Origin of the sequence: Pseudalkalibacillus decolorationis, from assembly GCF_024609785.1 — a bacterium.
Classification (GTDB): Bacteria; Bacillota; Bacilli; order Bacillales; family Fictibacillaceae; genus Pseudalkalibacillus; species Pseudalkalibacillus decolorationis.
The window spans coordinates 41,598-55,041 of sequence record NZ_JANHJQ010000024.1 but is presented as its reverse complement, the minus strand read 5'-3'; the positions used below and the strand labels follow the sequence as shown (position 1 = coordinate 55,041).

13 protein-coding genes and 2 pseudogenes are annotated in these 13,444 nt (G+C 41.9%); 1 reads left to right on the top strand and 14 read right to left on the bottom strand.

Annotated elements, in window-relative coordinates:
* Nucleotides 1–134: 134 nt before the first annotated feature.
* The 14 genes and pseudogenes from NON16_RS19285 to NON16_RS19225 form a co-directional block, all read right to left on the bottom strand.
* The gene (locus tag NON16_RS19285) at nucleotides 135–737 is read right to left on the bottom strand and encodes a class D sortase (protein ID WP_257351056.1); all 603 of its coding nucleotides are present in this window, start codon (nucleotides 735–737) and stop codon (nucleotides 135–137) included.
* Nucleotides 738–825: 88 nt separating this feature from the next.
* Nucleotides 826–1,287, bottom strand: a complete 462-nt coding sequence (locus tag NON16_RS19280) for an LPXTG cell wall anchor domain-containing protein (protein ID WP_257351055.1) — start codon at nucleotides 1,285–1,287, stop codon at nucleotides 826–828.
* 204 nt (nucleotides 1,288–1,491) lie between these two features.
* Nucleotides 1,492–1,660, bottom strand: a pseudogene (locus NON16_RS25900) (group II intron reverse transcriptase/maturase); the annotation flags it as partial.
* Between the two features lie 349 nt (nucleotides 1,661–2,009).
* On the bottom strand, nucleotides 2,010–2,576 hold the full coding sequence (locus NON16_RS19275; RefSeq protein WP_257351054.1) for a DUF624 domain-containing protein: 567 nt from the start codon (nucleotides 2,574–2,576) through the stop codon (nucleotides 2,010–2,012).
* 19 nt (nucleotides 2,577–2,595) lie between these two features.
* Nucleotides 2,596–3,477 (bottom strand): sugar phosphate isomerase/epimerase family protein, encoded by an 882-nt coding sequence (locus NON16_RS19270; protein WP_257351053.1) that lies wholly within the window; start codon nucleotides 3,475–3,477, stop codon nucleotides 2,596–2,598.
* Nucleotides 3,470–4,336, bottom strand: a complete 867-nt coding sequence (locus NON16_RS19265; RefSeq protein ID WP_257351052.1) for a sugar phosphate isomerase/epimerase family protein — start codon at nucleotides 4,334–4,336, stop codon at nucleotides 3,470–3,472. Before NON16_RS19265 ends, NON16_RS19270 begins: the two co-directional genes overlap by 8 nt.
* Nucleotides 4,333–5,418, bottom strand: a complete 1,086-nt coding sequence (locus NON16_RS19260; protein WP_257351051.1) for a Gfo/Idh/MocA family protein — start codon at nucleotides 5,416–5,418, stop codon at nucleotides 4,333–4,335. The genes NON16_RS19265 and NON16_RS19260 overlap by 4 nt, the downstream gene beginning before the upstream one ends.
* A complete protein-coding gene (locus NON16_RS19255) occupies nucleotides 5,415–5,891 on the bottom strand; it encodes a GNAT family N-acetyltransferase (protein WP_257351050.1) in 477 nt (158 codons plus the stop codon). Before NON16_RS19255 ends, NON16_RS19260 begins: the two co-directional genes overlap by 4 nt.
* 68 nt (nucleotides 5,892–5,959) lie before the next feature.
* On the bottom strand, nucleotides 5,960–6,796 hold the full coding sequence (locus tag NON16_RS19250) for a carbohydrate ABC transporter permease (protein ID WP_257351069.1): 837 nt from the start codon (nucleotides 6,794–6,796) through the stop codon (nucleotides 5,960–5,962).
* Nucleotides 6,797–6,834: 38 nt separating this feature from the next.
* Nucleotides 6,835–7,725 (bottom strand): carbohydrate ABC transporter permease, encoded by an 891-nt coding sequence (locus tag NON16_RS19245; RefSeq protein ID WP_257351049.1) that lies wholly within the window; start codon nucleotides 7,723–7,725, stop codon nucleotides 6,835–6,837.
* Between the two features lie 35 nt (nucleotides 7,726–7,760).
* Nucleotides 7,761–9,080, bottom strand: coding sequence for an extracellular solute-binding protein (locus NON16_RS19240; protein ID WP_257351048.1), 1,320 nt, complete (start codon nucleotides 9,078–9,080; stop codon nucleotides 7,761–7,763).
* Nucleotides 9,081–9,228: 148 nt separating this feature from the next.
* The gene (locus NON16_RS19235) at nucleotides 9,229–10,734 is read right to left on the bottom strand and encodes a response regulator transcription factor (RefSeq protein ID WP_257351047.1); all 1,506 of its coding nucleotides are present in this window, start codon (nucleotides 10,732–10,734) and stop codon (nucleotides 9,229–9,231) included.
* A gap of 5 nt (nucleotides 10,735–10,739) precedes the next feature.
* Nucleotides 10,740–12,476 carry a cache domain-containing sensor histidine kinase gene (locus NON16_RS19230; protein WP_257351046.1) on the bottom strand — a complete coding sequence of 579 codons (1,737 nt, stop codon included), beginning with the start codon at nucleotides 12,474–12,476 and terminating at the stop codon, nucleotides 10,740–10,742.
* Between the two features lie 124 nt (nucleotides 12,477–12,600).
* A pseudogene (locus NON16_RS19225) lies at nucleotides 12,601–12,919 on the bottom strand (aminoglycoside phosphotransferase family protein); the annotation flags it as partial.
* A 161-nt stretch (nucleotides 12,920–13,080) separates the two neighbouring features.
* Between NON16_RS19225 and NON16_RS19220 the strand changes: the two are divergent.
* Nucleotides 13,081–13,431 carry a prolyl oligopeptidase family serine peptidase gene (locus NON16_RS19220; protein WP_308216637.1) on the top strand — a complete coding sequence of 117 codons (351 nt, stop codon included), beginning with the start codon at nucleotides 13,081–13,083 and terminating at the stop codon, nucleotides 13,429–13,431.
* Nucleotides 13,432–13,444: the final 13 nt, after the last annotated feature.

Sequence of the window (13,444 nt, the reverse complement as noted above, 5' to 3'; positions counted from 1 at the left end):
CACCGGTAAGGCTCCACATAACGGACCATCGTATTGAATACGACTCCCCATTGATGTTCACTTAACTGCTGACTGGAGCTTCACGTTGAACGCCAGCATTTTTAAGCAGATATTTCATTTTATATTGTAATGTGTCACTTGACCTCGATCAACTCGCTCTGAATAATATATCGGTATAAAGCATCTCCTAAAAATTGAAAAGGATAACAGGTGGATAAAGTAAGCAAAGGCCTTTCTTTTTCGACAATCACTGTTCTATCATCCTTGTGAGTAACAAATATTTTTCTTACTTGATAGATATACGCTTTTCCTTTGAATTCAACCGAAACTAAGTCACCGATTTTCAATTCTCCCATTTCTTCAAACACCGTATCCCGATGTCCTGCCAAAAATACATGACCTGATTGATTCGGTTGAGTTGTCCATTTACTATCATACATCCCAACACCTGATGTTAGGGTTTCATCATCTGTTCCCCAATATATCGGATACTCTTTTTCAATGGCAGGGATATTCAATTCACCAACTTCTTCCCCTTTTTCAAAAAAGTAAGTTTCTTCACTCTCATTTTTCAAATCGATACCTGTTTCATAGATATCATCATATCCTAGATACTCATTCAATTCCTCATGGCTCATATCCTGAATGGCTTGTCTTTGTTCCCACCAATCATAGCCATAATAACCGACCACACTTAACCCGATTAGAATAATTACAAATCCTATTTTTCTACGCATTTAATCACCTATTTTATAAATAAAGAGCAGGCAAAATCGCCTACTCCGAAATCTATTAACCAACGGGATGAAAAACGCATTCAATTAATTAATTGATTTGCTTTTTACGAATAAAGAATAATCCACCAAGAGCAACCACCATCGCCCCCACCAACATCATCATTGGATTATTTGTTGCAGTGTCAGGTAATTCTCCACCTTTTTGATCGTCACTTTTGTTAGAAGAATCATCATTGGATTCTGTTGTTGTAGATTCTTCTTCTGTTGAATCTGCATCTGAATTTTTCTCAGCTTTTTTATCAGCAACATATTGATTCCATTCATCAGCTGAAACTTCACAAGGAATTCCATCATCGACAGAATTTCCACGACCATCTAAACGATGCGGATCATTTTCCGCAGAATATCCATTGTCATACCAAAATGCCATCACTTCTTCATGGCTAGAAAAATCGCCACAATCCTTATCAGATTCTGCATTAACAACTTGAAAACCACCTGCGATTAATCCCACAGATAATAAACCAACTGCAAATAACTTTTTAAACATGATAAAAAATCCCCCCGAGGTTAAATATGGTTTTACATCCCGTTGTTACCAATTCTAGTAAAACATAACTATATATTTTTTTCAAATAACTTTTTTCCTAGATTTACCGAATTATAATGTTTGTTGTCCTAATCTCACACCTTTTTCCGGGATTAATTTTGATTAGAAATTATTATTTCTTACGAAGATAGAAGTTCAACGATTTTTTTCACTTGTCTCAAGATGTAGTCTTATAGAGAAAACCCTTTATGGTATAATTCATTCGAACCGCTTGGGAGCGTGTACGACATAAGATCTTGAAGTCCTCCGCATAGCGGACGATATAAAATTCTTTAAGATTTGATTTCTTCAATGCTTGTACTCTACTTCCATTTTAGGTTGGTCGTTGCCGAAATGAAAAGATTTGAGCTAGATTCTACTTTGTATGCTTTAGGGGTTGAGCTAAATAATGAAATTTTGACCTCTATCATAAAGTCTTACAGAGATAGTACAATCTCTTATTACACAATATAGTCTTTTAAGAACGAAGTAATCAAAACAAAAATCCTGTAAGCATAATACAGGATTTTGCAATCTTTTGAACAGTGATCTTTATTTTAAAATTCACGTTAACAAGATATGTTCCAGTTTGATAGGTTACTTACCATTAGGTTAAGGTTATTGCATCAGAACAAAGAATTCCACCCACTATAGGTTACGACCTACACTTTGGTAAGCGCCTCTTATTTTGATGCCAGGTATATGATTGCCTTTGCCGCAATGCTTACGCCGAAGAAGCATGTGATGCCGGGGATGAGCCAAAGGGCTGCCCCTAGCATGAGAAAGATGCATGCGTAACCTACATTTTGTTTTGGATGTAGGCAGGCGTGTGCGAAGGATCGTTTGATTTGTACCGTCATGTGTTCATCTGCCTGAAAATAGTTAAAGAAGTGCACGATGCACAGTAGTAAGAAACTTATCATGCTTACAACAGCGAGTTTTAGTACTTGCTGCGTGTCTGGCAGGATCAGTAAGTTGGTGATCATAAGTAGGAGCATGGTGATCCAAATGATCGATGCTTTATTAATGACAAAGAAGGCGTCACGATAGGCTTCGCGAAAGGTGTGAAATATCGCGGCCGCCGATGTGTCTGCTTGTTGTTTCATCACCGTCAGTAGTGCATACGTTGCTGGAAATAGGCCAAAGATGAGTAACCCAGCTAGTGTAAAAAGTAGCCATAGTATTTGTACATAGGCGTACAAATATATTTTTTGAAGAACGCTCGCATATTGAGTTAGCACCGTATTCATAAGTATCACCACCCCATTGTTAGATGTTCTTTGCGGTTTGACGTGCTTGTAAGAACTGTACGGCTTGCTTAATGTTTTGAAAAGCATTGGTGCCTGCTTCGCGTTCAACAATTAAGTAACCGTCGTAGCCGATATCTTTGAGTGCTTGAAAGTAGTTATCAAATGGAACAGAGCCTTGTCCGAGCGGTGTTTCTCTGAAACCTGTGCTGTTTTCGACCATTTCGGCAATGGCTGCGTGACTCATTGGCTCGTATCCGAGTTCCCCGTAAACGTCTCGTGGATCAACAAGACCGAGTTTTCTTCCATCTTTGACGTGTGTATGCACGATGTAGTCCTTAAGTATATAGATGCCTTGTACAGGGTCATCGCCTGTGACCATCACCATGTTGGCTGGGTCAAAGTTGACAGATACACCGTTCGTTGATAGCTGATCAAGAAACGATTTAAGACGAGTAGCCGGCTCTGGTCCAGTTTCTACAGCAAAATACGCATCCAACGATGATGCAAATGTTCCAAGCTCGTCGCATGCCTTGAGCATTGTCTCATAAACGTGATTTTCTTCTTCTGGGATAATACCGATATGGGTCGTAACGATCGGTGTACCAAACTCAACAGCAAGCTCTAGTATACGCTTAGACATATCGATCTTTTCGGGGTTCACACTTCGATCTTGAAATCCGTGACCGCCTAAGTCCCCGCATAGGGCGGATATGGTTAAGTTGTTTCTTTGCAGCTCCTCTTTTAGCCGTTTTTTTGTGTCAACGGTAATCGTTTTTGGATTCATTTCTCCCGAAACGGCATACAGCTGTACACCTTGTACGTTCAGCTCTCCGGCTAAACTCAAGCCCTCCCAAAGTCCTCGTTGAAAGCCGTCTGTAATAACACCTATTGGATTATGCATGTGTTGCACACTCCTTATTTACTTGATTTTGGACATATTGAAAGCCCTTCGCCGTACCATCCAAACAATGTTCTATTCCTTCAAATTCAATCGAAAGCCAGCTGTCGTAACTGCTTTCAAGAATCGTGTGCAAGATACGGTCGATTGGCAGGTCACCTTGCCCAATGACCGAGCCTCTTATTTTTTTGCCGCCTGCTGTTTGGATCCAGCTGTCTTGTAGCAGCTCGTTTGCTTCGCGTACGTAAAAGTCCTTGATATGCACCATTGATGCATATGGCAAACATTTTTCTACTGCGATTGCTGGGTCTTCATCCGCACAAACGAAATTGCCAACGTCTAATGTAAAACGAAAATTAGGATGGTCTACTCGATCCAATAAAGCAATGACGCGATCACTGCCTTGTAAATATAGTCCGTGATTTTCAATCGATGTCACAATACCGTACGATGATGCATATTCGGTAATTTCTTTACATGCAGAGGCTAATTGGTCGAGCTCGTTAATAAATGTCGTGATAGTACCGTTCGGCCGTGTGGCTGCATCGTGTCTCATATGTTTAACACCAAGTGCCGCCGCCACATCTACTTGCCGCTTCACTCGTTCGATTTCTTCTTTGTACTGCTTTTCATCATCTACCGCAAAATTAGCGCCGATTGCGTAGTTCGAAATGGCTAAACCTTCCTGTATCGCTTGCTCACGAATGACGGGTGCGGTATCTAACGTGACATCAAAGCCGTGTGGTACGATTTCTACGTGCGTACCTCCTATTTGCTGGATCCATTGAAACATCCCTTCTACGGCTATTTCATTAGACCGTAGCGTTTGCAATAGGCTGTAGGAGCTTACACCAATGTTCATTCGACCGAAGCCCCTTTTTGCTTTTCTAATGTAATCTCTTGATGTTTTTCAGCAGATTCATAAATGCCATTCAGCATTCTCATCATTTGTACGCCATCTTCTAGCGAGCTAATCGGTGTTTGTCCTGTTTGACAGCATTGAATAAAGTGATCAATTTCTGCAGCGAATGCTTGTTTCACATCTAATGTTGGTGAATCAGTTTGCGGGAGGATGTTAAGCATCGTATCGTGCTGCTCGGTAATTATTTTGAGCTCAGGCTCCACTTCTAAACCGCCTTTTGTACCGTAGAGCTTCACAGCCGTTTCGTCTTTTGATGCATGTAGCGTATAGCTCACGTCCACCATTAAGGAGGCGCCATTTTCAAAGCGAATGATCGCATTTGCTAAATCCTCGACGTCATTTTGATTCGGATCATAATCAGCGGCTTTATAAAAAGATACATTTTGAATATTAGAACGGTTTCCGAGCTCATGGTACGTATTAGCGCTAATGGATACTGGCTTTGGCTTGCCCATTATATACCAGCATAAATCAATGACATGCACACCGATATCGATCAATGGACCTCCGCCAGACTTCTGTTTATCGGCAAACCAGCCGCCTGGATTACCAGCTCGGCGCAAATAAGACGCTTTGGCGTAGTAAAACTCCCCAAACATTCCACCATCGGCAAATTGCTTCATCATTTGCGTATTCGGATCAAAGCGGCGCACAACGCCCACTTGTACGATTTTACCTGCTTTTTTAGCAGCATCTTGAATTCGCTCTGCCTCTTCTACATGAATAGCGAGCGGCTTTTCCACGAGTATGTTCTTTCCAGCCTGCAGTGCGGAAATGGTAATGTCGGCATGTGTATAATTCCACGTGCAAATACTTACTGCATCTAATTCTTTAAGATCCAGCATCTCTTTATAATTATCGAATACGTTTGGTACGCCATATTTGGCTGCTACCTCTTCCGCACGCTCTTTTTGTTGATCACAAATCGCGAAAATCTCCGCATCCGGCTGCTTTTTATAAGCCTCAAGATGCTCATACGAAATCGAACCTGTTCCAATAATTCCTACTCGAATACGATTCATTCTAACTCCCCCTTTGTTTGTAGTATCCCTTCGTACACACCTTTATCAGATCCTGGTATGTCAATCGCTCCAACTGCCCGTTTGTAAAATGATACGGGACCGGCACCTCCGATGATGGCATACGCATAGCCCATATGTTTCATTTCCTTCAAACTTTCTACTAACAGTGCATGTCCAATCCCTTCTCCACGTGCCGTTTCATGCACACCCGTCGGACCGAAGAAATTGAGACAGGTGACGTCATAGCAAGCAAATCCTAACAGCTTCCCATCTTCAACAGCAATGAGGCAAGAAGCGGGTGTTTGCGCACATGCCACATCACATTCGCTTGCCCATTTTTCCGAAAAATGCTCTTTTACCCATTCCACTACAATATGTTTCTCTGGCGGTAATGGCTTCCGAATCAACCACGACTGTTGTTCAGATGACTTCTCATGTCTCAGTCGATACAGCGGCACTAGTAAATCTCCCATTGGTCTACCTCCCTGTTTATAAGGTTCGGTCCCCTCATACGTTAAATCCTTTATCGGTTTACCCTGTCCTAGCCTTTTACAGATCCGGCTACCATTCCTTTCATGATTTGCTCTTGGAAGAAGGCATACATTACGATTGTCGGGATAACAGCAATGGTCATTGCTGCCATCGTCAGTCCGTAATCGGTACTAAATCCATCAGAAAAGATCGCTAAACTAAGCGGTAACGTTTTTAACGACGAATCGTTAATAAATACAAGCGCAAACACGAACTCGTTCCAGTATCGTAAAAATGCGAGGATCGCCACTGTAGTCAGAGCCGGAACAGACAACGGAAGAATCATCCTAAAAAAGATGCCCCAATAGCCCGATCCATCCATTACAGCTGCTTCTTCTATCTCTTTCGGAATCGACGACATATAAGCGACAATTAAAAAGATCGCAATCGGCAGTTCAAACGCGGTGTAAGGCAAAATAAGTGCCCAGTACGTATTTAACAGCCCAACCTCATTCATTAACGTAAAGAGCGGCACGAGCGTACTGTGAATCGGAATCAGCATACCGAGTAAAAAGAACATCATCAAAAATCCTTTTAAACGAAACGTAAATCGCGACAGGGCATATGCAGTAAGCGCACCGAGAAATACGGTTAATAACGTAGCTGCAACGGTTACGATGGTTGAGTTCACCATCGCCCGCCCCATGTCAGCAATCTGCCAAGCACGAACGATGTTATCGAACGTCCACTCTTTAGGAAGAGAATAAGGATGCTGGAAAAACTCTTCATTCGATTTAAACGAACTAATCATCAGCCAATACAGCGGATAAATCATCAATAAAGAAAATAAAGCTAAGAACCCATTTTTCAGTACACGAAACACAACTTTTTTGATTTGAAATGTCATCGAAGGTGCTTGCTTTTCAAGTACTAATTTCTGCTCCATCATATACCCCTTCCTTCCTGATCTCTTCTCTTCATTAACAGCTGACTAATTACAATTAAAATCAAGCTCACAATAATAATCATGGTTGACACGGCAGAACCATAGCCGTAGCGATAGACCATAAACGTATTATTGTACATATAGGTAGCCAACAGCTCCGTTGATTGTGCTGGACCGCCGCCCGTCATTACAAACACTTGGTCAAAAGCCTTCAAGCTACCAGAAATACACAAAACAACAGCGACCATAATCGTTTTCCACATCATCGGCAGTGTCACATGAATCAGCTTCTTGAATCCATCAGCACCATCAATCTTGGCCGCATCATCTAATTCAGACGGGATATTCTGTAGTGCAGCAATGAATATAATGAGATATGGACCAATGTAATTCCATATAATCGGAATCGCCACGGCATACATATTAATACTTGGATCCGCTAACCACGGGCGTGTCCACGACTCTAAGCCAACCGCAGTAAGCAGCGAATTAATGATGCCAAATTGCGGATGGTAAATATATCCCCAAATCAAACCAACCACAACGGTAGAAATAACCATCGGTAAAAAGATAGCGGAACGCACAAACCGTTGAAACAACGAGCTTTTGCGAAGCATAAGGGCAAGACCTAATGCAATTGGCACCTGACCAAATACCGAGGCACCGACAATAATCATGTTATTTTTCAACGCCCGCCAAAAGATCGGATCCTTTATCACCTCTAAATAATTTGCCCAACCAATAAATGACGCATCACCAACACCAGACCACTCAAAGAATCCATAATAGGCAGACCAAAAAATCGGAATAATAACGAAAAAGGAATAAAGCAAAAGGGCTGGAAGCAGTGTGACTGCAAGCATGCCCTTTACTTTTAATACTGACTGCATGTTCTTCTCCCCCTTTTGCTTATGACATACTTTCTTTATTCATCAACCGCTCGAGCCTGTGCCTGCTGTAACTTTTTCGCTACGGCTTCCACATCTCCACCTAACATGATTTCTTGCAGCCCTGTATTGATCGCTTCACCAGCTGCCGCTGACAAATGCAAATCGTACACTGGTACATACTCAACCTCACGTACTAATTTAAACGCTTCATAAAATAGCGGATTCACTTTTTCTGGATCAATTTCCACGTCATACATCACCATAGAATTACTTTCCGCAATCGCCTTTTGCGCCTCCGCATTACTTAAAACATAAATGAGCTCAAGAGCCGCCTCTTTCGCATCACCTTCCGTTTTACTGCTAAGTAAGAAGCCACCACCTGGTCCACCCGTGATCGTGTTGGCACGACCTTTTCCGTCTGGAATCGCCGGAACTACAGATACCCCAATATTTTGCAATGTTTCTTCCGATGCAGAAGCGGCTAAGCTGCTTATCGTCCACGATCCATTAATCATCATAGCTGCATTTCCTTGAGCAAAATACTGCTCTGCTTGTGTATTATCAATCGCGTTTGCTCCATCCTGGTAAGCATTTGCATCCACTAGCTGCTTGAAATATCCCAGTGCTTCAATAAAAATAGGATCCGTAAAAGACGCTCCGTCTTGTGCAACAGCATCTATAAACCATTCCGTACCTGTAACGCGATCTGCAATAGCACCGAACGTAGTCGACTGAGCGACCCATGGCGCCTTGTTACCAATCGCAATCGGAGTAATCCCCTTTTCATTAAACACATCAATCACTTGCATGAACTCATCCCATGTTTTTGGAACTTCAAGATTATTCTCTTTAAACAACTGTTTATTGTAGTACAAAAATGAAGTAGCCGACATCGCAACTGGAGCTGAATAAATCTCTCCATCACTATACTCGAACGCATCGAGCGCACCAGGTAAAAATGAATCACGCCATTCTGGATGTTTCTCCAACAGTGGAGTAATTGGCTGAATCAAATCACCTTCATAAAACTCATCCGTAAAGCTTCCAGTATACGTCAAGAAAACATCTGGAAGCTCATCAGCTGCTGCTACCGTACTGATTCGCTGGCGGTAGCCATCAACCGGTATCGCCTGTGCTTCCACTTTAATCTCCGGATGGTCCTTCTGAAACTGGTCAATCATTCCACGAACGGTTCTTGCACGAAGATCATTGCCCGCAAAGTTATGCCAAATCGAAATTGAAACCCCATGTTCACCTTCTGTATCATCAGAATCACTAGAACCACTTTCATCGCCGCTGCATGCAGCTAACATAAGCAACAACAGAAGCCCGATGCTTACAAACCATTTTCTCATTGAAGAAGCCCCCCTTTTTTAATATAGACTCATTATATGGTAGCGTTTTCATTCACTAAAGGGGTCAAATCACAGACATAGGGTAGAAAAAAATAGAATATTACGACTTTTTAGTAATAAAAATAGGAAGCTCTACTTCTCGAGCATCCTATTCATACTGATGACGGTATTGAGATGGCGTCATACCCGTATACTTTTTAAACTGGTTGGTGAAATATTTCCAGTCCGCATATCCAACTAATTTCGATATGTCCTTTACTTTAGCATCGGAGTGGAGGAGTAGTTCTTCTGCTTTTTTCATCCGAAGACCGGTGAGGAGTTCAATATATGATTTTCCAGTTTCTTTACGGATCATATCGCTTAAATAATTGGGGTGTATGTGTACGTGATCAGCGACTTTATGCAAGGTCAGTGATTCACCAATCTGCTGTTCGATATAATAAATGGCAGTTTGCACGTACCTATTTTGCCGATTGGCCTGCTTCTGAAAATCGTCCAACACCTGTAAAAATAAAGGGGACAGTGTTTCTTCCGGTAACGGAAACCACTCAGCAGCTGAGGGTAGTGATCTGTAGTTACGCACCTCTTGTCCAGCCGAAAGTGCTACCCGGTTGACGAAGCGAATCGTTGCAATAAATAAGGTTTGTACATATAGATGGACAGATCCTGGTGTCGCCTGTGGGTGCGCAAACAGCCATCCAATAAGCTCCATCATCCAACGCTTCAAATCATCGTGGTTACCTATCTTCATATAATGAAGCAGCTCTGCCTCATGATCAGGCAAACGTTCTGTATGTGGAATGCCTATGCGTGACTTGATATCTTCGGTGCCGATCAACGTATGATCTGGCAATAGCCATTTGTATAAAATAAGTGATGTTGCTTGCTCATAAGATGAGGAAAGTTCCGTTAATGATGACACCACCGATCCGGCAAAAACAGGTTGGTGTAACTGTTGAGTGATTTTCTTGGCAGCCATGCGTAATAGGTAATCATCCTCTAAACGGGGATCCCGTTGAACTATAATGACGGTTTTCTCGTTGCATGGGACCCATTTGCCAAAGACATACGTATTCCAAAGCATCTCATTCTCTGCCAGCTGACTTGGCTGCAACGGCTCATCGATAAGTAGTATCTGAAACGGCGCCTCCTCAAGCTCCGGCACGAGTTCGTATAGTCGATCGACATCAGCGGGACCAGCGTTTTTGTGGAGCAACCGCTTCACGAACGATGAAATCATGCGTTCACGTTCTCCCTGCTTCCACTGAACATGCTCCTTCGTATGCTCAAGCCTGCCTTTCGCTTTCTGAACCGCTCGCAAAATATCATCTGGAGCACTCGTTTTTAACAAGTAATCACAAACGCCTTGACGTAGTGCCTCCTGAGCATAGGCAAACTCATCATATCCAGTTAATACGATCACTTCGATCGCTAGGTCAAGATCGTATACGTATTCCGCTAAGTCAAGGCCGCTTTTCCCTTTCATTCGTATATCCGTTAGTATAATATCCGGCCTTTCCTTATTAATGCGCTCCATCGCCTCTTCTGCTGAAGATGCCGTCTCAAGAAGCTGAAACCCGTGCTCACTCCAAGCAACTACCTTTCGCATGCCCTCTCGAATGATAACCTCATCATCTACAATCAACACTTTCATAACACTTACCTTCTCTCTAATGGAATGGAAAACTGCACCGACGTACCATGGTCTAAATGACTTGTAATGCTGAGCCTTGCAGACGGACCATAATGTAATAGGAGACGAAGATTCACATTCCGAAGCCCGTAACTTTTACCAACAACAATTTCGTCACTCGCATCATGCGCAAATTGATGATGCAGCTGTTGTACCATCTCCTCTGTCATACCGACACCGTTATCCGTAACCGTCATATGTAAATAGGTTTGATCCCATTCACCATTGACTTTGATGACACCGTTTTTCACACTTTTTGGAAATAATCCGTGTACAATACTGTTTTCAATAAGTGGCTGCAGCACAAGCTTCAGCATATACATCTGCTTCACATCACCGGGAATATGAACCTTTAGATGAAATGCACCAGGATAACGGATTTCCTGAATGCTCACATAATGGGATAGATGCGCAAGCTCCTGTTCCACCGTACAGTACTCGTTACCCTTATTTAAACTAAATCTCAAAAAGCCGCTAAGGGATGAGACCATTTCCGAAATATTCGTTTCTCGTGCCGAAAGCGCCATCCAGTGTACCGAAGCGAGTGTATTATATAAGAAGTGTGGATTGATTTGCGCTTGCAATGCCTGCAAATCAACCTTTCGCTTAATGGCTTCATTTTTCTTCACTCGCTCCATTAACAACCGAATACGATCATTCAAATTATTGTAGCTAACAATCAACTGACCGACCTCATCTTGTGAATGTAAGACCACCTGTTCAATGCCGTCACCGGGATGCGACGTTCGAATCGCTGTCGTTAACGATGAAAGCGGGCCAATCACTTTACGAACAAAAAATAATACAAGTCCAGAAACAAGAAGGCCTGCAATAGCTACCGCAATAACCGTCAGCCACAAGAAGTAGCGGTTTTGTGCACTATACTCTTGAAATGGAATAATGCCGACTAGCTTCCAACCAACATCCGATAGCGTCGTAGATAATACCGTACTTTTTTCTCCATCCATTTGATACGTAAACGCGTGTTTACTAGTGCCTCTATCCACTATTGAATAAATGCTCGCTAGCTCGTGAGCACCGCCAAACTTCTCGGATTGTCCTGCCAACACATCCCCTTCATACATAAGCAGTACAAACCCATTCCACTCAAAATTAATCGACTCCAAATGTTCCTCAATGACCTGCTGATCCAAGCTAATAGACAAGTATCCAATTAAATCATAGCCGTCTGTACTACGAATCGGCCGCGACAATGTAATCATCTCTTGCGTTCCTAGCGTCGTCTTGTCTTCATGATGTGACGACCACCATTTACCCGCTTTATGAAAGTCGCTAGACTCTCTATTAGAGGTAAGAGTCGGAACGATCGAAATATCCGGATTGCCATTGATCGGCTCTATTACAACATTGGAAATATACGGTTTTGATAGTGCCAAGTTTGATAGAAAGCCATAAATAGCCCGGCGTTGTTGATACGGATCTTGATCCATCTGCAAATATTGCTGCACATCTTCATTACCAATCAAGAAGACCGACATATTTTCCACATCATTTACAATAATTTCCAATTGTGTTTCCAATTGCTGCAACGCGCTTTTACCGGAAATCGTAGCACGCTCTTTTGATAGATGAACAGCGGTCAAATAGGAAAACACACCAAGTAAACAAATCGGAAGCAGCACAGCAAGCAGTATAAATACCGTTAACTGATTTTGCAACGACCGACGAAACCACTGTTTCATTACCGATTTCCTCCTTAATCTAGCAAGACACTCTTTAGATTCTTTTAAACTTCATCCATTTTCTCGGGTGCTCCTACTATCTGGATTAGCCTTTGTTTGTCTGCCAAGAGCAAGTTTCGCAAGTTCACAACCTAAATACACATTCAGAATTATGAATTACAATATCGTGAGCAAGTTTTTGATTGGAAAACCCCTATGAAGTAATGTCAATCCTCCTAGGTGCAAGAAATATGGTGGCGTAATTTATAGAATAACATTCTGATAGGATCAAAGGTATTACACTTTAGATATCGATCGTATTCTCCAAATCGATTCTGTAGAAAACTAGGGTCATGTTCAATATCAAAAAACAGAGCCCGTTCGATATCGATTAAATATGGTTCCAAGTCTTTATTTACATGATCGAGTCCTAATTCTCTATGAATAAACCCGTAACTATTTCTTAGTACGATTGTAAATCATGTATATTATATTCTTAGTTTAATCTGGACTTTTTTGATATTTCGGAACCTTCCTAACAATTATGATACTATTACCTTATATTAGAAAGGGGGAAATGCCAGCATAAGTAGAAGTACATGGAGGTCCTGGAGGTCAAAAGAGGATAAGCTATAATCCGCTGTTTCAATATCTTTCCAACAATGGTTATGCGATAATTGCCGTTAATAATCGAGGCAACTCTCGATATGGTAAATCATTTTTTAAAGTGGCGGATCGAAAACATGGTGTGGTTGATCTCGCAGATTGCATTGAAGAAAAGAATTCCCAAGCTTCTAACGGGTATATCGATGAAAAGAAGATTGGAATCATATTTGGCAACTATGGTGGGTATCTAGTTCTAGGAGCTCTCGCATTCAAACCGTATTCATTTGATGTTGGTCTCGACATTTTCGACATTTCAAATTGGAAGGATACATTTATAAACCTGTACGCAAAAAATGAAGAAACTGCCTAAAGAGGCAGCTTTT